Source organism: Streptomyces sp. SudanB25_2051, assembly GCF_964272635.1.
Lineage (GTDB): Bacteria > Actinomycetota > Actinomycetes > Streptomycetales > Streptomycetaceae > Streptomyces.
The window spans coordinates 6,150,044-6,173,537 of sequence record NZ_OZ186787.1; the positions used below are offsets into that span (position 1 = coordinate 6,150,044).

General features: G+C 73.9%; 23 protein-coding genes. 11 read left to right on the forward strand and 12 right to left on the reverse strand.

The annotated features are described in order from the left end of the window. Positions 1–24: 24 nt before the first annotated feature. Positions 25–984 carry a Rieske 2Fe-2S domain-containing protein gene (locus tag ACSUPT_RS27060; protein WP_351964089.1) on the forward strand — a complete coding sequence of 320 codons (960 nt, stop codon included), beginning with the start codon at positions 25–27 and terminating at the stop codon, positions 982–984. Between the two features lie 60 nt (positions 985–1,044). After that, positions 1,045–1,512, forward strand: a complete 468-nt coding sequence (locus tag ACSUPT_RS27065; protein WP_351964090.1) for an SPW repeat domain-containing protein — start codon at positions 1,045–1,047, stop codon at positions 1,510–1,512. A gap of 218 nt (positions 1,513–1,730) precedes the next feature. On the opposite strand, the gene ACSUPT_RS27070 is transcribed toward ACSUPT_RS27065, so the two are convergent. Next, a complete protein-coding gene (locus tag ACSUPT_RS27070; protein ID WP_351964091.1) occupies positions 1,731–2,255 on the reverse strand; it encodes a DUF1360 domain-containing protein in 525 nt (174 codons plus the stop codon). A 243-nt stretch (positions 2,256–2,498) separates the two neighbouring features. Between ACSUPT_RS27070 and ACSUPT_RS27075 the strand changes: the two genes are divergently transcribed. The 4 genes from ACSUPT_RS27075 (at position 2,499) to ACSUPT_RS27090 (ending at position 5,900) form a co-directional block, all read left to right on the forward strand. Then, positions 2,499–3,698 carry a hypothetical protein gene (locus ACSUPT_RS27075; RefSeq protein ID WP_351964092.1) on the forward strand — a complete coding sequence of 400 codons (1,200 nt, stop codon included), beginning with the start codon at positions 2,499–2,501 and terminating at the stop codon, positions 3,696–3,698. Positions 3,699–3,707: 9 nt separating this feature from the next. Continuing rightward, entirely contained in the window at positions 3,708–4,307 is a 600-nt protein-coding gene (locus ACSUPT_RS27080) for a hemerythrin domain-containing protein (protein ID WP_351964093.1), read from the forward strand. A gap of 274 nt (positions 4,308–4,581) precedes the next feature. Then, a complete protein-coding gene (locus ACSUPT_RS27085) occupies positions 4,582–5,085 on the forward strand; it encodes a DUF2243 domain-containing protein (RefSeq protein WP_351964094.1) in 504 nt (167 codons plus the stop codon). Then, positions 5,082–5,900: a cytochrome c oxidase assembly protein gene (locus ACSUPT_RS27090; RefSeq protein WP_351964095.1), complete on the forward strand. Its 819-nt coding sequence runs from the start codon at positions 5,082–5,084 to the stop codon at positions 5,898–5,900. Before ACSUPT_RS27085 ends, ACSUPT_RS27090 begins: the two co-directional genes overlap by 4 nt. On the opposite strand, the gene ACSUPT_RS27095 is transcribed toward ACSUPT_RS27090, so the two are convergent. The 3 genes from ACSUPT_RS27095 to ACSUPT_RS27105 form a co-directional block, all read right to left on the reverse strand. Then, positions 5,887–6,261, reverse strand: a complete 375-nt coding sequence (locus tag ACSUPT_RS27095; protein ID WP_399218238.1) for a hypothetical protein — start codon at positions 6,259–6,261, stop codon at positions 5,887–5,889. The two genes, ACSUPT_RS27090 and ACSUPT_RS27095, sit on opposite strands and share 14 nt — an antisense overlap. After that, a complete protein-coding gene (gene ctaD, locus ACSUPT_RS27100; protein WP_351964097.1) occupies positions 6,258–7,976 on the reverse strand; it encodes an aa3-type cytochrome oxidase subunit I in 1,719 nt (572 codons plus the stop codon). The genes ACSUPT_RS27095 and ctaD overlap by 4 nt, the downstream gene beginning before the upstream one ends. A 345-nt stretch (positions 7,977–8,321) precedes the next feature. Continuing rightward, positions 8,322–9,260, reverse strand: a complete 939-nt coding sequence (locus tag ACSUPT_RS27105) for an alpha/beta fold hydrolase (protein ID WP_351964098.1) — start codon at positions 9,258–9,260, stop codon at positions 8,322–8,324. Between the two features lie 131 nt (positions 9,261–9,391). Between ACSUPT_RS27105 and ACSUPT_RS27110 the strand changes: the two genes are divergently transcribed. Beyond that, complete coding sequence (locus ACSUPT_RS27110; protein ID WP_351964099.1) at positions 9,392–10,012, forward strand: TetR/AcrR family transcriptional regulator; 621 nt, start codon at positions 9,392–9,394, stop codon at positions 10,010–10,012. A gap of 139 nt (positions 10,013–10,151) precedes the next feature. Here the strand turns inward: ACSUPT_RS27110 and ACSUPT_RS27115 are convergent, their stop codons facing one another. Then, a complete protein-coding gene (locus ACSUPT_RS27115; protein ID WP_403505350.1) occupies positions 10,152–11,873 on the reverse strand; it encodes an acyl-CoA dehydrogenase family protein in 1,722 nt (573 codons plus the stop codon). A 181-nt stretch (positions 11,874–12,054) separates the two neighbouring features. Beyond that, positions 12,055–12,618, reverse strand: coding sequence for a PadR family transcriptional regulator (locus ACSUPT_RS27120; RefSeq protein WP_351964101.1), 564 nt, complete (start codon positions 12,616–12,618; stop codon positions 12,055–12,057). Positions 12,619–12,809: 191 nt separating this feature from the next. Here ACSUPT_RS27120 and ACSUPT_RS27125 point away from each other — a divergent pair, with 191 nt between their 5' ends. Further along, positions 12,810–14,507: a cellulase family glycosylhydrolase gene (locus ACSUPT_RS27125; protein ID WP_436945899.1), complete on the forward strand. Its 1,698-nt coding sequence runs from the start codon at positions 12,810–12,812 to the stop codon at positions 14,505–14,507. Between the two features lie 59 nt (positions 14,508–14,566). On the opposite strand, the gene ACSUPT_RS27130 is transcribed toward ACSUPT_RS27125, so the two are convergent. From ACSUPT_RS27130 to ACSUPT_RS27150, 5 genes are all read right to left on the reverse strand, one after another. Beyond that, positions 14,567–15,550 (reverse strand): YihY/virulence factor BrkB family protein, encoded by a 984-nt coding sequence (locus ACSUPT_RS27130; protein ID WP_436945900.1) that lies wholly within the window; start codon positions 15,548–15,550, stop codon positions 14,567–14,569. A gap of 181 nt (positions 15,551–15,731) precedes the next feature. After that, entirely contained in the window at positions 15,732–16,421 is a 690-nt protein-coding gene (locus tag ACSUPT_RS27135) for a DUF3618 domain-containing protein (protein ID WP_351964104.1), read from the reverse strand. Next, positions 16,397–16,840, reverse strand: coding sequence for a phage holin family protein (locus ACSUPT_RS27140; RefSeq protein WP_351964105.1), 444 nt, complete (start codon positions 16,838–16,840; stop codon positions 16,397–16,399). Before ACSUPT_RS27140 ends, ACSUPT_RS27135 begins: the two co-directional genes overlap by 25 nt. 1 nt (position 16,841) lies before the next feature. After that, positions 16,842–17,363 carry a hypothetical protein gene (locus tag ACSUPT_RS27145; RefSeq protein WP_351964106.1) on the reverse strand — a complete coding sequence of 174 codons (522 nt, stop codon included), beginning with the start codon at positions 17,361–17,363 and terminating at the stop codon, positions 16,842–16,844. 537 nt (positions 17,364–17,900) lie between these two features. Next, complete coding sequence (locus ACSUPT_RS27150; protein WP_436945903.1) at positions 17,901–19,082, reverse strand: S1 family peptidase; 1,182 nt, start codon at positions 19,080–19,082, stop codon at positions 17,901–17,903. Between the two features lie 964 nt (positions 19,083–20,046). On the opposite strand from ACSUPT_RS27150, the gene ACSUPT_RS27155 reads away from it, so the two are divergent. The 3 genes from ACSUPT_RS27155 (at position 20,047) to ACSUPT_RS27165 (ending at position 21,839) form a co-directional block, all read left to right on the forward strand. Further along, entirely contained in the window at positions 20,047–20,283 is a 237-nt protein-coding gene (locus tag ACSUPT_RS27155) for a hypothetical protein (protein ID WP_351964108.1), read from the forward strand. Continuing rightward, complete coding sequence (locus tag ACSUPT_RS27160; RefSeq protein WP_361663922.1) at positions 20,276–21,169, forward strand: DUF2637 domain-containing protein; 894 nt, start codon at positions 20,276–20,278, stop codon at positions 21,167–21,169. The genes ACSUPT_RS27155 and ACSUPT_RS27160 overlap by 8 nt, the downstream gene beginning before the upstream one ends. 373 nt (positions 21,170–21,542) lie before the next feature. Beyond that, positions 21,543–21,839: a hypothetical protein gene (locus ACSUPT_RS27165; RefSeq protein ID WP_351964110.1), complete on the forward strand. Its 297-nt coding sequence runs from the start codon at positions 21,543–21,545 to the stop codon at positions 21,837–21,839. Between the two features lie 211 nt (positions 21,840–22,050). Here ACSUPT_RS27165 and ACSUPT_RS27170 read toward each other — a convergent pair whose 3' ends face one another. Next, on the reverse strand, positions 22,051–23,439 hold the full coding sequence (locus ACSUPT_RS27170) for a serine hydrolase domain-containing protein (protein WP_436945905.1): 1,389 nt from the start codon (positions 23,437–23,439) through the stop codon (positions 22,051–22,053). Positions 23,440–23,494 lie beyond the last annotated feature (55 nt).

Sequence of the window (23,494 nt, forward strand, 5' to 3'; positions counted from 1 at the left end):
GCGCGGCGGGCTACTCGGTCCGGCATGGAACGATCACTCACGCCCCTTCGCGCGGCGCGGGCGGCGCGCCGCGTCCTTCCCTCGGCCGACGGGCCCGGACGGGTCCTGCGCGGTGTGGACCGGCTGGAGCGGTGGCCCGGCGCCGACCGGCTCATCGACGCCGTGCGCTCGGCCGTCCACGCGGTGCCCCTGGGCGCCGGGCGGGACGCCCTGCACGGACGGTGGCTCGGCCACCCCGTCCATCCGCTGATGGTGCAGGTGCCGCTCGGGAGCTGGCTGTCGGCGGCCGTGCTGGACGCGCTGCCCGGCCACCGCCGCGCCGCCCGGACCCTGATCGGCGTGGGCCTCGCGACGGCCGGCCCCGCGGCGGTGGCCGGCTGGACCGACTGGGCGGACCTGCCGAAGGAGCAGCAGCGCGTGGGCCTGGTGCACGCGGCCGCCAATCTGACGGCGGTCGCCCTGTACGCGTCCTCGTACCTGGCGCGCCGCCGCGGGCGGGTGTGGCGCGGCAAGGCACTGGGCCTGGCCGGGCTGTCGGTGGTCGCCGCCGGCGGGGCGCTGGGCGGCCACCTCGCGTACCGGCAGGCGGCGGGCGCCAACCACGCCGAGTACGTCTCGCACGCGGTCGGTCCCGGCTGGCACGACGTGGGCGCCGTCTCCGAGTTCCCGGTGGGCCGCCCGGTACGGCGCCGGGCCGGCGAGGTGGAGGTGATGGTCTTCCGCGAGGACGCCGCGACCGTCCATGTGCTCGCCGACCGGTGCAGCCACATGGCGGGACCGCTGTCGGAGGGCGACATCGAGGACGGCTGCGTGCGCTGCCCCTGGCACGGCAGCCTGTTCCGGCTGGCCGACGGCTGGAACGCCGAAGGCCCCGCCACCGCGCCGCAGCCGTCCTTCGACACACGGGAGGTGGGCGACCGCCTGGAGGTGCGGCTGCGGCACCAGGGCGATGCCGGGCGGGGCGCCGGCGAGGAGGCCGCGTGAGAGGCGGCCCGGCGGGCGGTGGCGGCCATCGCCGAGACGTGGAGGAAAGGATGTGAGGACATGGCCGGCAAAGCGCTGACGAGAGTGCGGGAGCCCCTGGCCCCCGAGGTCCGGAGGGCCCTGCGGGAAGGGCAGCGGGACCAGCTGGTGAGCCTGCTGCTGGTGCTCACGGCCGTCGCGTTGTTCGTCGCCCCGTGGGTGAACGGCGACCCGATGACCGGCAAGGACGCCCACCGCAACGAGCTGGGCGTCGGCATGGTCGTGCTGTTCGTGGCGATGGCCCGCTTCAAATGGCACCTGGGCCGGTGGGCGGATCTGACGGTGCTGGCCGCCGGCGCCTGGCTGGTGGCGTCGCCCTGGCTGCTGGGCCTGCGCGACACGGTGGTCTTCGCGGACGGCGCGCACGTCTTCCACGTGGCGGCCGGCAGCGTCCTCATCGTCCTGTCGGTCGTCTCGCTGCTGCTGTTCAAGGCCTCGGAGCCGCGCGACGGCGGAGGCGGCGCGCGCGGCCGGCACCGCGCCGGCTGACCACGGCGCACGCGGCCACACGACGAGGCGGTGGCGGGCCCCTGCGGCCCGCCACCGCCTCCGTCTTCCCGCGCCCGCCCGCCACGGCCTCCGTGGTCTGGCGGCCGCTCGCCTCCGTGTCCCCGCGCCCGCCGCCCTGCCCGCCCCGGGCCGCGACGGGCCTCCGGTCACCAGGAGGAGCGCGACCACCGTCCTCGGCCGCCTCCGGCCCAGTCGGCTCAGTCGTCCCCGGCCACCTTCTCCGTCAGGGCGCTGTACGCCAGCTGGAGCGTGTCCGCCCCGGCGAGCGCCGTCAGGGCGCCCGTGACCGTACGGGTCGCGCGCGGCCACAGCAGCCCGGCGGCGGTCAGCGTCGTGACCGTCCAGACGCTCAGGCAGAAGGGGCAGGACACCAGCTCGCCCACGGTGTGCGCGGCGCCGTCACGCGGCTCCTCGTGCACCTCGGCGGGCGCCGCCTGCTGTCCGCGGTACTCCGTGAACGGCGCCCGCAGCGGACGGGTGACCGCCCCCTTGCTGACCAGCCGGCTCAGCCGGAAGGCCGCCACCGAGGTGAGCGCCAGGTCCCACGGCTCGGGCCGCTCCGGCAGCGCCCGCCCCCGGCGCCGTACGGCCGCCGTCCACGCCGCGGTGTACACCGCGTAGGCGGCGAGCGCGGCGGCGTGCCCGCCGACCGGCGAGGGGTCGTCCCCCCGGACATAGGCCCGGCGCACCCGTTCGGCGGCCCGGCTGATCAGCTTCGCCATCCTGCTTCCTCGCTGTCGACGTACACGCTGGCCCTGCCACGGGTGCCCGCGTGCCGCCCGCGCGAACCCGCCCGGGCGTGACCTCGGCCGACTGGGCCATCGCCGCTGGCCGACCGGGACCGGCAACGGTACGGATGGAAGGAAACCGGCCATACTCGCAAGATCACGCCGTTTTTCCCCATAGGCGGCGTATCGCGGGTACCCGGCCCCCGCTGTGATCCCGCACCCGCGAAGGAACCGTCCATGACGTTCAACCCCCTCGAACAACGCGGCATCCCCCTGGACCGCCAGATCCGCAACTGGCGCGAGCTCAACGTGCGGCCCATCGACCCCGACCACAGTGACCCCTACACCCGCTGCCGCGTCATCACCATGAACGGCATCGAAGTGGAGGCCATCCTCTTCAGCCACCAGCTGGCCCGCAACACGGTCGACCCGGAGGTCAAGCGGCAGCTCGCTCAGGTCCGCTACATCGAGGCGCAGCAGCAGAAGGCGGTCAACTGGCTCCTGCCGGGCGTGTCCTCGGTGCTGGAGACGACCATCGCGTACGAGCAGGTCGCCGTGGACCTGACCGCCTGGGTGGCGCGGATGGAACCGGACCCGTACCTGAAGCAGGCGTACCAGTTCGGCGTCCTGGAGGACTTCGACCACCTGTACCGGTACGCCAACCTGTACGAGATGATCGAGCACCGCAAGGCCGAGTCGATCGTCGACGGCCTGACCGAGGTCATGCCGGGCCGCCCCACCAAGTTCCACCACCGGGACCCGTACGACAACGTCCGCGACCCGTACGCCAAGGACCAGACGAACCCGCTGTCGAAGCTGCACGCGCTGACGATCATGTCGGCGGAGCAGCAGACGATGAACTTCTACATGAACACCGGCCCCACCTACATGGAGCCGATCGCCCGGCAGCTGTACCAGGAGATCGGCCTCATCGAGGAGGAGCACGTCACCCACTACGAGTCCCTGGTGGACCCGGGCGAGACCTGGTGGGAGCAGCTCGTCAACCACGAGTACAACGAGTGCTACCTCTACTACTCCTTCATGGAGCAGGAGAGCGACCCCAAGGTCAAGGCGCTGTGGGAGCTGCACCTCAACATGGAGCTGGAGCACCTCCACCTGGCCTGCGACCTGATGCGCCGCCACGACGGCCGCGACCCCGCCGAGGTGCTGGCGCCCGAACTGCCGAACGTGCTCACCTTCGAGCCGAACAAGGCGTACCTGCGGGAGCTGCTGGACACGCAGATGGACCTCACCACCCTCGGCGCCGGGTACGTGCGCGAGGCGCACGAGCGGTTCGAGGCCATGCAGGCGCGGCTCAACGGCGACGAGGAACCGCCCAGCGAGCGGGTCGTCGCGGACCACCGGGAGATGTTCGGCCGCGAGTACCGGCTGGAGACCGAGGGCGAGCACCCCGACCCGGCGATGCGGGAGAAGTGAGGAGAGACCATGGCGAAGACCGCACCCACCCCCGCCACCCCGCACGCCGGCGACGACAACGCCCCGGACGACGACGTCGTGTCGCTGCTGATGCGTCAGCACGGCGACATCCGCAATCTGTTCGACGAGGTGGAGGGCGCCACGGGCGACGAGCGGCGCGACGCGTTCCACCGGCTGGTGCGCCTGCTCGCCGTGCACGAGACGGCGGAGGAGGAGGTCGTGCACCCCTTCGCCCGCCGCGAGCTGCCCGGCGGCGACGGGGTCGTCGAGGAGCGCCTCGCCGAGGAGCGCGAGGCCAAGGAGGTGCTCGCCGCCCTGGAGGACATGGACCCGGACTCCCCGGACTTCGCGGCGCGCCTTCTCGAACTGCGGGTCGCGGTGCAGGAGCACGCCCGCGCCGAGGAGCGCTACGAGTTCGCCCACATCCGCCGCTACGGCGACCCGGGCAGGCTCGCGGCGATGGCCCGCGCGGTGAAGGCGGCCGAGGCGATGGCCCCGACCCGCCCCCACCCCGGCGTCGAGTCCGGCACGGCCAACGCCCTGCTCGGCCCGGTAGCGGCACTGATGGACCGTACGAGGGACGCGGTGCGCTCCGCCATGAAGAGCTGACCGGTGGCCCACGGGGGCCGGTGCGCACCGCCGCGCTGGCGGCGCGCACCAGCCCCCTCAGGCGACGGCCCGCCGGCCCGGCCGGACCGTCGACCGGCGGCAGGCGTGTGACGGCACGCGTGTGACAGCAGGCATGCGACGGCGGCGGGCGGCGCCGTGCGGACAGAGCCGGACCGCCGCCCGGAGAACCGACGCCCCGGAGGTCACCGACGCCCGGTGGCGGACGCGGGCGGCGACGGGCGCGGGAGCGCGCGGAGGGGAGAGGACGACGGCGATGGCGAGCGGAACGGCCCCGCGACACGGCGGGCCCCCACCCCGGGGCACCCCGCGCCCCCGGCGTTCCCTGGCGGTCTTCGCACTGATCGGGGCCGCGCTGATGGCCGCCGTCGACGAGATCGTCTTCCATCAGCTCCTGCACTGGCACCACTTCTTCGACCGCTCCACACCGGGCGTCGGGCTGCTCTCGGACGGCCTCCTGCACACGGCGGAGGTGATCGCCCTGGTGGCGGGCGGCGCCCTCTACGCGGACCTGCGCCGCTTCGAAGCCCTCTCCCGGCCGCACGCGCGCGCCGGGTTCCTTCTGGGCCTCGGCGGCTTCCAGCTGTTCGACGGGATCGTCGACCACAAGGTGCTGCGCGTCCACCAGATCCGCTACGGCGTGGACGTGACGCCCTACGACTGGGCGTGGAACGGCGCGGGCCTCCTGCTGCTGCTCGCCGGGGCCGTCCTCGCCGTGCGGGCCCGGCGCCGCACGGACGGCGGGGGAGCGGGCGCGTGACACCGGAGGCGGCCGGCCCCCACGCGGTTCCCGGCGGGGGCTTCGCGACGGCCGTCGCGGCGGCGGCGCTGGCGGCGGCGGCCGGGTACGCCCTGGCCGCGTGGCGGCTGCGGCGGCGCGGCGACGCCTGGCCGTGGCGGCGCGACGGCTCATTCGCCGCGGGCTGCCTGGCGCTCGCCCACGCCATGCTGCTCCCCGCCCCGGGCGGGCCGTTCACCGCGCACATGGCCCACCATGTCGTCACGGCGATGGCCGCGCCCGTACTGCTGGTCCTGGGGCGGCCGCTGACACTGGCACTGCGCTCCCTGCGGCCGGGCCGGGTGCGTCGCGGCCTGCTCGCGGTGGCGCGGTCACGGCCCGCGGCGTGGCTGGTGTTCCCGCCGGTGGCGGCGCTCCTCGACATGGGCGGCCTGTGGCTGCTGCACCGCACCCCCCTGATGGCCGCCGCCCACCACAGGCCGCTGCTCGACGCGGCCGTCCAGTTCCACCTGCTGGCGGCGGGGCTGCTGTTCACGTTCTCCGTGTGCCGGCTGGACCCGGTACGCCACCGGTGCGGCCTGGCGGTACGGGGCGTCACCCTGCTCGCGGCCGGCGCCGCGCACGCCGTGCTGGCCAAGACGCTGTACGCGGCGCCGCCGCCCGGCACCGGGTACGCGGGCGCCGACCTGCGGGCCGGCGCCCAGCTCATGTACTACGGCGGCGACCTCGTCGAGTGCGCGCTCGCCGCCGTCCTGGCCGTCGAGTGGTACGCCCGCCGGGGCCGCGCCGCGCGGGTGCGGGGCCGCCCCGGGGCGGCGGTCCTCAGCGCGGGGTGAGCGCCCAGGCGGCGAGCCCGGCGAGGGCGGCGGCACCCGCGGCGAGCGCGGCGACCGTGGCGCACAGGAGCCGCCGGCGCAGCTCCTCGTACCGCTGGGTGTACTCCTCGCGCAGTTCGGCGGCCCGGCGCACCACCAGCCGCAGCGCCTGCGCGATCTGCTCGGCGTACGCCTCCGCGTACCGTTCGGCGATCTCCTCCCGCTCGGTGGCCGTCAGCCACGGCAGCCGCTGGACGAACGCCTCGGCCCGGGTCCGCGCCTCCCGGAGATGGGCCTGGCCCGCCAGATAGCCCTCCAGCCGCGCCATGCCCGCGGCCGTGTCGGCGGCCTCCTCCCGCCCGTGCGCGCGGCCCGGCGTCATTTGCCGTCCTCGCGGGAGACGACCGTCTTGTTGTCCGGGTCCACCACGTCGCGTCCCTGGTTCCAGCCCCGGTCGACGGCGGTCATCTCGGGGTGGTGCAGGTCGAAGGCGGGGGACTCGGAGCGGATGCGCGGCAGGGTGACGAAGTTGTGGCGGGGAGCGGGGCACGACGTCGCCCACTCCAGGGACCGCCCGTAGCCCCAGGGGTCGTCCACGTCGACGCGCTTGCCGATCCGGGCCGTCTTCCACACGTTGTACAGGAACGGCAGCGTCGACAGCCCGAGGACGAAGGCGCCGATGGAGGACAGCATGTTCAGTCCGGTGAAGCCGTCGGCGGCGAGGTAGTCCGCGTACCGGCGGGGCATTCCCTCCGCGCCGAGCCAGTGCTGCACCAGGAAGGTCAGGTGGAACCCGACGAACAGCGTCCAGAAGTGGATCTTGCCGAGCCGCTCGTCGAGCATCGTGCCGGTCATCTTCGGCCACCAGAAGTGGAACCCGGCGAACATGGCGAACACGATCGTGCCGAACAGGACGTAGTGGAAGTGGGCCACCACGAAGTAGGTGTCGGTGACGTGCCAGTCGAGCGGCGGGGAGCCGAGGATGACACCGGTCAGACCGCCGAAGAGGAACGTCACGAGGAAGCCGACCGACCACAGCATCGGCGTCTCGAAGCTGATCGACCCCTTCCACATGGTGCCGATCCAGTTGAAGAACTTCACCCCGGTCGGCACCGCGATCAGGAACGTCATGAACGAGAAGAACGGCAGCAGCACCGCCCCGGTGGCGAACATGTGGTGGGCCCACACGGTGACCGAGAGCCCGGTGATGGCGATGGTGGCGCCGACGAGGCCGACATACCCGAACAGCGGCTTGCGGCAGAAGACCGGGATGACCTCGCTGACCACCCCGAAGAACGGCAGCGCGAGGATGTAGACCTCGGGATGGCCGAAGAACCAGAACAGGTGCTGCCACAGCAGGGAGCCGCCGTACTCGGGTGCGAAGACATGGGAGCCGAGCTGGCGGTCCGACTGCAGCACCAGCAGCGCGGCGGCCAGCACCGGGAACGCCAGCAGGACGAGGATCGACGTGAGCAGCACGTTCCAGGTGAAGATCGGCATCCGGAACATCGTCATGCCGGGGGCGCGCATGCAGACGATCGTCGTGACGAAGTTGACCGCGCCGAGGATCGTGCCGAAGCCGGACAGCGCCAGGCCCATGATCCACATATCGGAGCCGGGGCTGGGTGACCGCTCCTCGCGACTGAGCGGGGTGTACGCGGTCCATCCGAAGTCGGCGGCGCCCTGCGGCTGGAGGAGGCTGGCGACGACGATCAGGCCGCCGAAGAGGAACAGCCAGTACGACAGCATGTTCAGCCGCGGGAACGCCACGTCCGGGGCGCCGATCTGCAACGGCATGATCGCGTTGGCGAACCCGGCGAACGTCGGGGTGGCGAACAGCAGCAGCATGATGGTGCCGTGCAGGGTGAACGTCTGGTTGTACTGCTCGTTGGAGATGAGCTGAAGGCCCGGCCTGGCCAGCTCGGCCCGCAGCAGGAGCGCGAGGAGGCCGCCGAACAGGAAGAAGCCGAACGAGGTGATCAGGTACAGGTGCCCGATCTTCTTGTGGTCCGTCGTGGTGAGCCAGTCGACGGCGATACGCCCCAGTCCGCGCCCCTTCACGGGCACGAGGGTGGGCGGCTCCGTGGATGTGACCATGTGAATCCCATCGGTGCAGGCGGGGGAACGCGACCATCGCCCCCTGTCGCGACCGAGGGAACATTACGGAGAGTGGCCGAGTGCGCGCCGTGGAATGAGGCCACGCGCCGTGATCTGTCACCGGATCGGGTGTCCCGCGCGCGCCGCGCCGCGCCCCCCGCGCCCGGGCGCCGGCCCGGCCGGGCCGGCGCCCGGGCGGGCCCCGGCGGCGGCGGGGCCGGAGGGGGCGCACCCCCGTCAACAGCCCGCCGCGCCTGACACGCGGGGCCGGGCGCGCCGCCCGCACGGCCCGGAACGCTCGGCCGCCGACCGCGCCCGGACGCCGGCCGGGACCCTCCGCCGGGGTCAGTCCACCGACTCCATGAAGGCCAGCATCCGCCGGTTGACCTCGTCCGCGTGGTCGATCTGCGGGCCGTGGCCCGTGTCGGCGACGATCTCCGCCCGGGCCCCCGGCACCAGCCGGGGCACCCGCTCGACCTGCCGCTCCGGGTGCACCAGAAGGCTCCGCCTGCCGAGCACCAGATAGAGCGGCACGCGGACGGACGCCAGCTCCTCGTCGGTCAGCGGAAGCGGCGCGGGACGCCGGATGCGGTACGCGCGCACGCCCGCCCGGATCATCGCCCGCAGCTCCGGCACGACGAGGACCGGCTGCTCCAGCCACGCCGCGAGCCGCGGCCGCAGCGCCTTGGGGGCGAACGTCGCGAAGAGGCTGACGAAGATCCAGGCGAAGAACCGCAGCCCCACCTTCTCCAGGCCGCCCGGATCGAGCAGCGTCACCGAGGCGAGGCGGCCCGGCGCGCGGTGCGCCTGGTTGAGCGCGAGCCACCCGCCGTACGACGTGCCGACCAGGTGCACCCGGTCGAGCCCGAGGCCGTCGAGCGTCTCGTCCAGCCAGCGGGCGGCGTCCTCGGGCCGGTGGAGCGGCTCCCGCTGCACGCTGCGCCCGGGGTCGCCCGGCGTGTCGATCGCGTAGACCGTGCGCTCGGCGCTGAGCGCGGGCGTGTTCGGGTACCACATCGCGGAGCAGCTGCCCGCGCCGTGCACCAGGACGACCGGTGTGCGGTCGGCGCCGGATGGGTCGTCGGGGCCGTACCGGTAGACGTGGGTGGTCCCGTAGGCGGTCTCCACATCCGTCTCCGCCACGGCGGCCGCGCCGAGCGCGTACACGGCGTCGCACGCGGCGAAGTAGCGCTCGCGCAGGTCGTCGTTCACATAGCGCCCGACGTCCCGGCGGGGGTCGGGGGCGGGGTCGCGGTGACCGTCGCGGGTCCTGGTCTCGGGCACGGTGGCACCTCCGGAGGCATCGCCTGTTGATGATACGACCGTACCATCACAGTGGTACGGATGTACCATCAAGGCTGCCGGACCGGGCCGTGAAAGGCCCCACAGGAGTCGTGGACGAGAGGCGGACACCGATGCCGAAGCGCGTCGACCACGCGGAACGGCGCACCGAGATCGCCGAGGCGCTGCTCCGCGTCGCCGGACGCCGGGGGCTGCACGCCGTCGGCATGCGCGACGTGGCCGCCGAAGCGGGGGTGTCGCTGCGCCTGGTGCAGTACTACTTCGAGACCAAGGAGAAGCTGCTGCTGTACGGCCTGCGGCACCTCGCCGACCGGTTCGGGCAGCGCGTCTCCGCGCGCGTCGCGGCGGCGGGCGACGAGCCGGGGGCGCGTGCCACGGTCGAGGCGATCCTGACGGCGGCCCTGCCGACCGATGAGGAGAGCCGCACCTTCCACCTCGTCTACACGTCGTACGCCGTGCTCTCCGTGACCGAACCGGCGCTCGCCGCCCAGCCGTTCATCCGCGAGCCGGACGCCGCCGAGGACGGCGTGGCCGCGCTGATCGAACGCGCCCGGCGCGACGGGCTCGCCCCGCCCGGCCCGGACGCCCGTATCGAGGCGGCCGGCCTGCTCGCCCTGTCGGCGGGGCTGGGCACGAGCGTCCTGGTCGGCCAGCGCACGCCGGAGTCCGCCGCCGAGGTCCTGCGCCACCACCTGGACCGGATCTTCCCCGCGGAGCTGCCCGCCGGGCGCTGACCGGCACGCGCCCGCGCCGCGCGGTGCGCGACGGCCCGCCGCGACCGCACGGCGCGACCGCACGGCGAGGGCCGGACGGCATCGCCCGTCCGGCCCTCGCCTCCTCGCGCGGGACGCGTCCTGCGGCGTCCCGGGTGTCCTACTGCGCCATCTCGTACGCGCCGGACAGCGCCTCGACGCGCTCCCACACGCGGGCCGAGCGGGCCTCGTCCACGACCGGGCGGCGCACCGCGTCCAGCGCCCAGCGCTGCTGCGCGTCCGTGGCCGAGTCCTTGCCGTGCAGCTCCACCGCGTACGCGGAGAAGTCCCGTACGAGCACCGCGAACAGCTCGTCCAGCACGTCCTCGTCCAGGCCCTTCAGCGCGGCCTGCTCCAGGATCAGCTGGGCGTGCACCACCAGCGCGAACAGCTGGCCGACGGCGAGCAGCAGGTCCAGGTCGCGGCTCTGCTCCTCGTCCGGCGCCGCAGTCGTGACGAACGCGCACAGGGCGTCCGCCTGCTCCCGGAAGCGGCCGATGTTCGGCAGGTGCGCGTACGCGTCGAACGCGGGCCGCCAGTCGTGGAAGCGGATCGCGCCCAGACCGCGCGCGGGCCCCTGGCGGAACAGGAACGCGTCGTCGGCGGCGTCCAGTCGCGTCGGGACGGGCGCGTAGTCCACCGGGGCGAGCAGGTGGTTGCGCATGAACTTGAGGATCAGCGCCAGGTTGACGTGGACGGTGCCCTCCAGCTTCGGCAGGCTGCGGATCTCCACGGCGGCCTGCGCGAAGTAGGTGTCCTTCTCGAAGCCCTTGGCGGCGATGACGTCCCACATGAGGTCGATGACCTTCTCGCCCTCGGTGGTGACCTTCATCTTCGTCATGGGGTTGAAGAGGAGGTAGCGGCGGTCGTCCGGGCCCGCGGAGCGGAAGTAGTCGACGGCGCGGTCGCTGAACAGCTTCATGCCGACCAGGCGGACGTACGCGTCGGTCAGCTCGCGCCGCACGTGCGGGAACGCGGTGACGGGGCGGCCGTACAGGACGCGGTTGTGCGCGTGGGTGACGGCCTCGTACATCGCGTGCTCGCAGATGCCGATGGACGCCGTGCACAGGTTGAACTTGCCGACGTTGACGGTGTTGAGCGCGGCGTCGAACGCGGCGCGGCCCGTGTGCAGGACGTCCTCGGCGCGCACCGGGTAGCCGTCGAGGCGGAACTCGCTGACGTACTTCGACGAGTCGACGACGTTCTTCACCAGGTGGTACGCCGGGTGGCGGCTGTCGGCGGCGAAGAAGACGTAACCCTCGGGGCCCTCGACGTCCGTGCGGCGGCCGAAGACGGAGACGAGTCCGGCGGCGTTGCCGTTGCCGATGTAGTACTTGGAGCCGGTCGCGCGGAAGCCGCCCTCGCCGTCCGGCTCCAGCAGCATGTCGGTCGAGTAGATGTCCGCGCCGTGGGTCTTCTCGGAGAGGCCGAAGGCGAACACCTCGCCCTGGTCGAGGAGTTCGGCGGCACGCGCGCGGGCCTCGGCGTTGCCGCTCTGCCAGACCGGGCCCAGGCCCAGGATGGTGACCTGCCACGCGTACCAGTAGTCGAGTCCGTAGAAGCCGAAGATCTCGTTGAGCGCCGCGATCCGGGCCGTGTCCCAGCGCTTGCCGGCCTGGCCGCCGGCGTCGGACGCGGGCGTGAGGAACGTCGCGAACAGCCGCTCCTTCGCCGCGAAGGCGAGGAAGTCCGCCAGCCAGGCGCGGGACCGGTAGTCCTCGATCAGCCTGCGCTTGCCGCGCTCCTCGAACCAGTCGACGGTGGCGCGCAGCAGCCTGCGCGTCTCGGGGTCGAAGTGCGCCGGGTCGTAGGTGCGGGGGTTGAACAGCAGGGAGTCGGCCATGCCGGTTCACCTTTCCGGTTCGGGGGTGGCGGGTGTGGGTGTGTTCGTGAGGCTTGTGGTGGCGTGCGGGCCGGGGGCGGCATCCGGCCAGGGGCGCCGGACGCGGTGTGCGCGGTGGGCGCCGGGGAGGCGCGTGCAGCGTGCCGGGTGCGGTGGCCGGCCGCGGGCGCCGCCGTCGGGGCTAGCGGGCGGCGCCCAGCCGGTGGAGGGTCGCCAGTACGTCGTCCAGCCAGTCGATCATCATGCGCTCGTACGCGATGCCGCCCCGCAGCACCGCGTGCTGGAGCTCCCGCCCGGCGTCCGGCGGACCGGGAGCGTCGTCCGGGGCGTCGCCGAAGTCGCGCCGCTCGCCCGCCAGATAGTGGGCGAGCCGGTCCCGGTGCATGCCCTGGTGCCGCTCGACCTCCCGGATCAGCGCCGCCGGGTCGTCGAAGGCCGCGCCCCGGATCTTCACGGCCAGGTCGTGGCGGACGCTCTCGGGCTCGATCGGGTCGTGCAGCCACCGGGACAGCGCCCTGCGGCCCTCGTCGGCGACCGAGTACTCCTTCTTGTCCGGGCGCGTCCGCTGCGGCACGCCCCGCGCCTCCACCCAGCCGTCGGCCTCCATGCGCTTGAGCACGCGGTAGATCTGCTGGTGGGTGGCGGTCCAGAAGTAGCCGATGGACCGCTCGAACCGCCGGGCGAGCTCATAACCGGAGCCGGGTTTCTCCAGCAGGGAGACGAGGATCGCGTGTTCGAGCGCCATACCGCGATCCTGCTATGCAACTAGTTGCATAGACAAGCCCGGCCGGGCCCGGTGAGACACGGCTCACGCGCCGGGCGGAGGCGGGGCGGGGGAGCGGCCGGTGCGCCAGGTGTTGACGCGTACGCGGCATGTCGGTTGAGTGGGAGCGCTCCCATCGTCTGTTTCCCCGCGTCTCACCCCTGGAGCCGCTTGTGAGAACCGTACGAACCGCCCCAACCCGAAGGTCCCCGCGCGCCCTGCTCGCCGCCCTCGTCGGGCTGCTCGTCCTCCTCGCCCCCGGCGTCCCGGCCGCGGCCCACGCCGCCCCGGACGCCGCGGCCCCGCCCGGCGCCGTCGACCGGCCGCGAGCCGCCACCGCCGCCGGACTCCACATCGAGGGCGGCCGACTGGTCGAGGGCAACGGCAACGACTTCGTCATGCGGGGCGTCAACCACGCCCACACCTGGTATCCCGGCCAGACCCGCTCGTTCGCCGACATCAAGGCGCTCGGCGCCAACACCGTCCGCGTCGTCCTCTCCAACGGCCACCGCTGGACCCGCAACGGCCCCGCCGACGTGGCCGCCGTCATCGACCGGTGCAAGACCAACCGGATGATCTGCGTCCTGGAGGTGCACGACACGACCGGCTACGGCGAGGAGCCCGCCGCCGCCACCCTCGACCAGGCCGCCGACTACTGGATCGGCCTCAAGGACGTCCTCGCGGGCCAGGAGGACTACGTCATCGTCAACATCGGCAACGAGCCCTGGGGCAACACCGACCCCGCCGGATGGACCGCCCCGACCATCGCCGCCGTCAAGAAGCTCCGCGCCGCCGGCCTCGCGCACACCCTCATGATCGACGCGCCCAACTGGGGCCAGGACTGGCAGGGCGTCATGCGCGCCAACGCCCTCTCCGTGTACGAGGCCGACCCGACCGGCAACCTCCTCTTCTCGATCCACATGTACAGCGTCTTCGACACCGCGGCCGAGATCACCGACTATTTGGAGGCCTTCGTCGACGCCGGACTGCCGCTGGTCATCGGGGAGTTCGGCGGGCCGCCCGACCAGTGGGGCGACCCGGACGAGGACACCATGCTCGCCGCCGCCGAACGGCTCCGCCTCGGCTACCTCGCCTGGTCGTGGAGCGGCAACACCGACCCCGTCCTCGACTTGGCGACCGCGTTCGACCCGGGTCGGCTCAGCGGCTGGGGGCAGCGGATCTTCCACGGTGTCCACGGCATCGCCGACACCTCCCGCGAGGCCACCGTCTTCGGCGGCGGAACACCCGGTGACACCCGGCCGCCCACCGCGCCCGGCACCCCCGTCGCCTCGGCCGTCACCGCCACGTCGGTCACCCTGACCTGGCCCGCCGCCACCGACGACACCGGCGTCACCGGCTACGAGGTCGTCCGCGTCACCGGCGGCACGGAGAGCCGCGTCGCCTCCTCCACCACGCCGTCGGCCACCGTGACCGGACTCGCCCCCGGCACGGCGTACACCTTCGCCGTGTACGCCCGCGACGCCGCCGGCAACCGCTCCGCGCGCTCCGCCACCGCGACCGTCACCACCGGCGACGGCGGCACACCCGCAGCGGGGTGCTCGGTCGCGTACCGCGTGGTCAACGAATGGCCCGGCGGCTTCCAGGGCGAGATCACCCTGCGGAACACCGGCACCACCGCGCTCGGCGGCTGGACCCTCCGCTTCGCCTTCCCCGACGGCCAGACGATCGGCCACATGTGGGGCGGCACCGCCGTCCAGGAGGGTGCCGCCGTGAGCGTCACCCCCGCCTCCTACACGTCCACCGTCCCGGCGGGCGGCGCGGTCACCCTCGGCTTCACCGGCGCCCGGGGCTCCGCCAACACCGCCCCGGCGGCGTTCACCCTCGGCGGCGCGGCCTGCGCCACGGGCTGACCGCCGACGGACGGACGGGTGGCCGGAGGCGGTGCCTCCGGCCACCACCCGTCCCGCACTCAGAGCTTCCGGGTGTCCCGTGGTTCGACATACGGCTCGGCCTTCGGCGGATGCCCCGCTTCGATGGCCCGCTCCCGCTCCAGCTCCGCGTTGAACTCCAGGCCGAGAAGGATCGCGATGTTGGAGATCCACAGCCAGACCAGGAACACGATCACGGCGGCCAGGCTGCCGTACGTCTTGTCGTAGCTGGAGAAGTTCGCCACGTACAGGGCGAACAGCGCCGACGCCACCATCCAGAGGAGGATGGCGAGCAGCCCGCCCGGAAGCACCCAGCGGAAGCCGCGCCGCACATTGGGGGCCGCCCAGTACAGCAGGGCGATGATCAGGCTGAACAGGACGACCATCACGGGCCACTTGGCGATGTTCCAGACCGTCACCGCCGTCTCGCCGACGCCTAGGACCTCCCCGGTGCGCCGCGCGAGGCCGCCGGTGAAGACCACGCCGACGGCGATCAGCGCCAGCAGGACCACCACGACGAGCGTGACGCCCAGCCGTACCGGTAGCGTCTTCCACACCGGGCGGCCCTCCCCGATGTCGTACACGGCGTTGGACGCCCGCATGAACGCCGCCACGTACCCGGACGCGGACCACAGGGCGACCGCCAGACCGACGGCCAGGGCCAGCCCGGCCTTCCCCTGGCTGCCCTCCAGCTGCTCCAGCACGCTGGTGAGCATGTCCCGTGCGGCGCCCGGCGCCAGCTGCCCCACGTTGTCGATGAGCGGCCGGATCGTGGATGTCCCCATCAGCCCGAGGATGGACAGCAGGGCCAGCAGGGCGGGGAAGATCGACAGCACCCCGTAGTAGGTGAGCGCCGCGGCCCAGTCGGTCAGGTTGTCCTGCTTGAACTCCTTGACGGTCCGCTTCAGGACGGACCCGTAGGAGCGGCCCGGCAGCTGGGCGGGCCCCCGCGCCGCCTCGCCCGTCCCCGGTCCGTGGTCGTCGGGCGCGGGGCCGTCGTGTCGCGTACGCGCGTCGCGGTCCATGGGCTCCTCCTCGCAGTACGCCGTAGGAATGCCGTACGGGATGTCCCGGGGGCGGCGTACGGGACGTCCGGGGGATGCCGTACGGGGCGCCCGGGGGACGCCTGAGGGATGCCTACGGGATGGCGCCGGGCCGGCCCGGAATCCGGACCGGCCCGGCGCGGCCGTTCACAGCGCGGCTCGGCTAGACGGAACCCGGCGAGGAGCCGGAACCCGGCGTGTCACCGGAGCCCTGGCCCTGCTGCCCGCCGCGCACCTCGCCCGCGACCTGCTGACCGGACTCGCGCGCCTGCTCCTTGAGGTGCGTGGCCTGCTCGCGGGCCTGCTCGCCGGTGGTGCGGGCGGCCTCCGCCGCGGTGTCCTTGACCTGCGTGGCCGTCTGCCGGGCCGTCTGCGCGGCCTCGTCCTTCAGCCGCTGCGCCGACTCCACCGCCGCCGCCTTGACCGGCTCGATCATCTCGCCGGCCCGGTCGGACACCCGGCTCACCGCCTGCTGCTCCGACTTCGACTCGGGCAGCAGCGAACCGGCGAGCATGCCCGCGCCGAACGCGATCACGCCGGCCGCCAGCGGATTGCCCTGCGTCTGCCGCATCGCCCGCTCGGGCGCGTGCTTCACGGCCTCGCCGACGTGCCCGGCGCTCTCCTGCGCGGAGTGCGCCGCGTGGCGGGTGCGGTCCGCCGCCGCTCCGCCGGTGTCCGAGGCGACGCCCATGACCCGGGCCCGCAGGCCCGACGCGGCCGAGCGCGCCCGGTCGGTGCGCCTGCGCATCATCCGCTTCGGACTGGTCCGGTCGGCCAGCCTGTCCACGTTCTGCGACAGGCGGTTGCGGGTCGCCTCGATGTCGGCCCTCACTTGGTCGGGTGACGTGCCCACTGTGCGTCCTCCTTCAGCGTCTCGATCGTGCGCTCCGGCTTCGGCGACACCTCCCGCATGCGGGACCGGCCGAGCATGAACAGCACGCCCGCGATCACCGCCCACACGGCGGTGACGATCAGCGCGGCCCAGCCCGCGTCCATCACGTTGGCCAGCCCGAACACGGCCGCCAGCGACAGGAACAGGGCCACCATGTAACCGGCGAAGCCGGCGCCGCCGAACATCCCGGCCGCCTTGCCGGCCTTCGTCGCCTCCTCCTGGATCTCGGCCTTGGCCAGCCGGACCTCCTGCCGGAGCAGATGCTGCACGTCGGCCGTCACCGCGGCCAGCAGCTCACCGGCCGAGCGGTCCGCCGACCTCACCTCGTCGGACGGCGGGGTGTGAGCGCCGCCGCGGGTCCGCGAGTACAACGTCGCCATGTCACACCACCCGCGGGTATTCCGGGTACTCCGGCAGCTCCGTGCGCGGCGGTGCGCCCGGCGGCAGGACCGGCTCACCGGTGTCCGTCGCCGTCTGGCGGACGTCGCCGTCGGCGGAACCCGTGTCCCCACCGGAGGACACGGCCTTGCCGGCCTTCATCAGCCGGCCGGCCACCAGGCCCGCCAGCACCGCTCCGCCGAGGAAGGCGCCCGGCTTGCGGCGCGCGAAGTCCTGCAGCTCGCCCATGAGGCCGTCGATGCCGCGCTGGTCGAGATAGTCGGCGGCCCGGCGTCCGCCGTCCGCGACCTGGGAGACGAGACCGCGGGCCGGGGAGTCGCCCGGTGCGTTGCTCGCCATGCTCTCGAGGTCGTCCGCCCACTGCCGTACGGTCCCGGCGAGCCGCTCCGTCTGGCCCTGGCCCTCCTCGCGCACGCGGCTGCGGAGGTCCCGGACCGCGCTGCCCACCTGCTGGCGGGCCTCGCCGGCCACCGCCTTCGCCTGCTCGGCGGCGCTTCCGGCCACTTCGCGGCCCGCCTGACCGGCGCGAGAGGCCGTGGCCGAGGCCTGTTCCTTCGCCACCTCGCCCGATTGCCGAACCCGACCGGCATCAGTCATAAGCCACTCCTCCTTCGGCTGCGGACCCCCGCCGAAACGGGGCCCGCCGGATTGCGTGTCGGGCTCGCGGGTACCACCGTGCGCCGTCGCAAAACAGGGCGAAGCCCCGCCTTCCGACCCCGTCCCGGCCAGGAGGGGGACCGGAACGGGACGGGAAGGCGGGGTGCGGCCCCGCGTGGCGCGGGGTCCGGCGGGCGTACCGGGGGCGCGGCGGACCGCCACATGGGCGGGGCGCACGGGGAGGGTGTGCACCCCTTGGAGCTGGCGCCCGGCAGGTCGGAGCCGGTACGCGGGCGGGGCAGGGCACCCCGGCTCCCGACCCGCCGCGCCCCCCTGCCCCGTGTGCGTGGCGCCCGGAGCCGTACGGGGCCGCCGTGCCCCGGAGCCGTGCGGGGCGTGCGGCGCCGTGGCCCGGGGGAGCCGGGCCCCGGCGCCGTACCGCTGTCAGGCGGTGTGGAGGCGGAGCCCGTAGCGGTTGAGGATCTCGTTGACCGGCTGGTGCCAGGTCTGGCCGCCGCCGGAGCAGTTGCCCCAGCCGCCGGAGGTGACGCCCTGGGCCTGGTCGCCGCTGATGAACGAGCCGCCGGAGTCACCCGGCTCGGCGCACACGCTCGTCTTGGTCATCTGGTGCACCGGGCCCTGGCTGTAGTTGACGGTCTCGTTCTTGGCGAGGACGACACCGCAGTGCCAGCGGGTCGTGGACCCGGAGCGGCACACGGACGCGCCGATCGGCGCCTCGGCCGAGCCGCGCACCAGCTGGTCGGGGACCGTGCCCCAGCCGAGGACCACCGGCACGGTCCACCAGCCGCTGCCGACGCTCACCCACGCGTAGTCGTTGTCCGGGAACGACGAGCCCTGGAACGTGCCGATGTAGCTGCGGTCCCAGCCGTACACGGCCGCGCCCTGCCTGCCGCAGTGGCCGGCCGTGACGAAGCCGCCGTGCACCGAGAAACCTATGGAGCAGCGGACGTTGCCCGTGTAGTAGGGGTCCCCGCCGACCGTGCCCGCGGCGAAGGTGCGCGGCACGTCGCCGGTGGTCCGCACGGTCACGGGAGCCGCCTGGCGGGCGCGCGCCACGAAGGCCCGCACGGCCGGGTCGTCGCGGCGGTCGGCGACGACGTTGACGGCGACCGCGTTCGCCTCCGGGTCGACATGCCAGCTCACCACGCCGGACGGCGCCGGGAGCCGGTCGACGCGTGCCTTCGCGGCGTCCAGCTGCCGGGCGCTGTGGCGTACGAGGACCGTGTCGGCGCCGGCGGCCTCGACGGCGGACCGCTTGGCCGCGTCCGTCACCGCGACGGTGAGCCGGCCCGAACCGGCCTCGAACCACGAGCCGCCGTAGGCGGCGCCCGCCGCCTTCCGGGCCGGTGCTTCGACTCCGCGCGCCGCGGCCTCCGCGCGGAGGCGGGCCGCGGCCTGCGCCTCCGTCAGGCCGAGGTCACGGCCCATGGCGGTGAGCAGCCCCGGCGAGAGCGCGGCGTCGGCCCGCACGGACACGGGAGCGGAGGAGGCCGGGGCCGGGGAGCCGGAGGCGGATGCGGCCGAGGCGGGGGAGAGGCCGAGGGTCGCCGTGGCCAGGAGCAGCGCGGAGGTGAGCGCGGTGCCCACGAACGTCGTACGTCTCACGGGGGTTCCCTTCCGTCATCACTGACAGGGATCGGTGTGTGGGGGAGCAGCCGCCCGGGAAGCCGTACTGAGAGCGCTCTCAAGCGGCGTACGGCAGAGAGTAGCGACTTCGGGATGGCAGGTCCATGCCAATCGCTCGGCTTGGCTCGGACCCATCCCTCGCCCGCGTCGGCGGCCCGTCCACGCGCGGCCGACGGGGCGCCGCATCCGGCCGGCTCCGCCTGCCGTGACACCGCTGTACCGGTCGGACGGGTCGCCGGATTCGCCGACGGGAGGCCGTGCGGGGGGCCGCCGGTTGCCCCTGCCGTAGGGCACTCCGAGCTTGATCGTGGCCGTGGGCCAGTGGCCGCGGTCCGGCGGCGTCAAGGCTGTACGCGTGGCGCCTTGCCGCCTGGGCGAAGGCGGCGCGAGGGAGTGGGGGCGCTCCCTGGGAGCGGGCGCTGTGGCAGGCCGCCCGGTGGAGAGGGGCCGGGGGTGTCCTGCGGGGCGCGGGCTGCTCGTGTGACGCCCGGGGGAGCGCGGTCGCCTCGTGACCGGCGGGGAGGGATGTGGCGCGCGGGAGCCGGTGTGACCCAGAGGCAGGTGTGGCGGGCAGGCCCTGTGCGGCCGGAGGGGCGGGCGAGGCCGGCGGTCGGGGTGACGGTCGGCGGACAGGGTGCCGGCCAGTGGGGAGCCGGCGCCGGGCATCTACCGCGCGGCTTCACACGGAATTCCGCGCGAAGGATATGATCAACGCCGAATGGTGGGCGATTTGCCGGGGGTTGTCGGAGTCGGGCAAGCCTGTTCCCGTGGTGCAGAACTGATAAAACGCCAGTGCTTCACACGAATGGAGTGCCTCCGTCACCCGGATGCCGCGCATCCAGGCGATGAGGGTTGCGTTAGGCGGGATATGGCAGCAACGCTCACCGACAGCTACCCCTCCGGTCGCGCCAGAGTCCCCGGCTGGGCGCACAGTTCCGTGGCCATGGGCGACTTCGTCTTCATTCCCGCGTCGACCCTCTCAGGGGGCGCCAACGGAAAACTCCTGGGCACCGGCCAGTCGATCCCGCTCACCTGGTCCGCCCCCGTTCTGGCGGAATTCGTCAGCACGATGGAGCGAATCGAGCGGGATTTCTCATGTTCGTGGAAGAACGCCGAACTGTCACCCGGCAGAGTGGCCATGATGGCCGGGAAGCAGGCAGGGCAGCACCAGCATGCGTGACTACGGCGCCGGGGATTCCTACGGCACCCCCTACGGCTTCCACGACCGCACCGGCACCCAGGCCTGGGCGTCGCTGCCACCCGACGTCCCCACTGTCCCGCCGGACGACCTCGCCGGATACGGCGGCCCCGGCGGCCTGCTGGACTCCTCCTGGGACCCCGCGGAGGAACTGGCCTCCCTCCTCCAGGACGCCATCAAGGCCGAGCGGAACACCCCGCCTCCGGTGGTCCACCCGCCCGTGGTCCACCCCCCGGACGACACCGACTACCCCCACGACCACGACCACCTCGCCGGACTCACGCAGATCACCGCCGACCTGCCCCCGGTCCGCCGCACCGCCGGCCCCGGCCACCGCAAGACCCGCCGCGGCTCCATCGGCTGGGTCCCGACGGTCAGCTACTCCATCGCCGCCGTCGCCGCCGTCCTCGTCTCCATGGTGAGCGTCTTCGGCGGCGTCATCGCGTACGACCCGCTGCGCGACATCGCCGAGCCCCGCACCTCCGCCGACGTGGTCAACTGGTGGCCGCTGCTGGTCTACGGGCCGTGGCTGGTGGCGTCCCTGTCCATCCTGCGGGCCGCCGTCCACCAGCGGCGGGCCGTGCACTCCTGGGTCGTCGTCCTGCTGTTCTCCTTCACCGCGATGTTGCTCTGCGTCGCCCAGGCCCCCCGCACCCTCACCGACACGGCCGCGGCGGCCCTGCCGACCGTGGCGTCCCTGGCCTGCTTCCACCAGCTGGTCCGCCTCATCACCCTCACCCGGCCGCCCCGCAGGCCCACGCGCGGCCGCCGCGTCCAGCGCCCGGCGGCCCGCCCCGGCCGTACGGCCGCGCAGCCCCTGGGGACCCACCTGCCCCGGCAGACACCCCCGGGCAAGCGCCTTCTCTGAACCGCACCCCCGAGAAACCGGCACCCCTCCCCGCGGCGGCGTCACGGCCCGGGGCACCGGTGGCGACCGGCCCCGAGGCCCACCGGCCAAGGGCCGGACCGCCCCACCGCCCCACGGACCGGACCCTCCGGCCCCGGGCACGGCCGACCACCGGACCCCGGTCCACGGACGCAACCACCGTGCTCCGGTCCACGGACGGAACCACCGGACCGCGGACGGTCCGCCACCGCCCCACCGGGCGGGCGGCCGTCCGGGCGCCCACCGGGCCCGCGCCGCCGCCGCGAGGAGGGCACACACCCGCGCGCGGGCCCCGCGCCCGCGCACCGGGCAGCCGGCCCCACCCCCCCTGCGGTACTACGAAAGGAACACCTCTGTGGACACCACGCTGTGGCTCCTCCTTGCGGGCGCGTCCGCGTGCTCGATGGTGTCGGCGTTCGGCTCGTCCCTACGGATCGGGATGTCCCGGCTCGACGCGGCCGAACTGCGCCGCCGCCGCCATATGATCCAGGTCCTCGAAGCCAACGCCCAGCTCCTCACCCGCCGCCACGACGCGCCCGCCCAGCCCCCGGACGGCGCGGGCGACGCCGGACGGGAGCCGTCCGCCGCCACCCGCCTGCGCGGCCACGTCATCCGCGCCTGCCGCTCCGTGTACGTCCGGTTCGGCGGCTAGGGGGCTGTCTTTCGGATCTTCCCGGGGCCGCGGGGCCTGGCCCGCACGTCTGCGGCGTTGTCGTCGGTCGCCAGTGTCCCCCAGCTACCGCTGGGAGATGCCCCCACCGCAATGGCTCCCTCCTCCGCCTTGCATCCGCACGCACCACGCCCCGCTCACCCACAGGCAAAGACACCGCGCCACGGAGTCGGGCTGATCCGAGAGACAGGCCCTAGTCCTCCCGGACCGCACCGCCGACGGGGGACGGCGGACGCGAGCCCACCACGCCGGCCGGGAGCAGGACGTCAGCCGCACCCCGCGACGAACCGCCCTTCCCGGCCCCGGCGACGCCGTCGCCGCACATCGCCTCGTCGTACAGCGCCGTCAGAGCGGCGTCGATCGGGTCGTGCCCGGCCGCGCCCGGAGCGCGCCACCGCGCGAGATTCACCGCGACGGACATCTGCCGCCCGCCGTCGGCCCGCGTCAGGGACACCGTCCCGGCCCCCCACGCCGAGCCGTCGTGGCCCCAGAAGGTGCCGCACGGGGTGACGACCTTGTGCAGGCCGAGGCCGTACTCGATCACCGAGCCGTCCAGGGCCTGCACCGGGAGCGTGCGCTTCATCTCCGCCAGCGACGACGGGCTGACGATCCGCCCGTCGAGCAGCGCGGCGTAGAAGCGGTTCAGATCACCCATGGTGGACACCAGACCGGCCCCCATGGTGACCCAGGACATGTTGTAGACGCTGTAGTCGCGCGGCGGATCGAGCAGCCCCCACAGCCCCTCGTACATCCGCGGATGCGGCCCCTTGATGCGCGGCCCGTCCGGGAACGCGGTGTGCCGCAGCCCGGCGCGCAGGATGACGTCGCGCGTGATGTACTCCTCGGCGCCCATGCCCGTGACGCGCTCCAGGAGCTGCCCGAGGATCTCGTAGTTGGTGTTGGAGTACACGCCCGGCCGCGCCCCCGGCTCCCCGGCGGGAGGCGCCGAGAGCCCCATCTCGATCAGCTCGGCGGGACGGAACTGCCGGAACCGGTTGTCCTCCAGGCTCCGGGCCGAGACGTCCGGATCCGTCGGGAAGCCCTGGAGGGACGGAAACGCGTACGGGATGTAGTCGGGGATGCCGCTGGTGTGGTTCAGCAGCATCCGCACCGTGATCCGCCTGCCGCGCTCGCCCGGCACCAGCTCCGGCAGGTAGCGGCCGATCGGCGCGTCGAGCTCGATCCGCCCCCGCTCGACCTGCCGCATGACCGCGGCGGCGGTGAACGTCTTGGTGATGCTGCCGACGCGCTGGCGCATGTCCGGTGTGACGGGACGGCCCGTCGCGAGGTCGGCGACCCCCGAGGCGCCGCGCCACACCCGGCCCTCGCCGCGCACCTCGCCGTACACGCCCGGCATCCCCGCCTCGTGCACGGCGTCCATCGCGGCACCCAGCCGCTCGGTGTCGAAACCGGCCGACGCGCCCGCGCCGACCGCCCCCGCGCCGAACGTCCCGGCACGGACCGCCCCCGCGCCGCCCGCCGCCGCGGCCCCCGGCCCGTCGGGCAGGGGCACCGCCGCGACCGCGGTCGTGCTCACGCTCAGCGCGGCCACGCATCCGCACAACACCAGTCTGATCCTCATGGTCTTCCTCTCGGGTGGGTCGGGCAGGGCACGGCGGCCCACGGGACCGGTGACC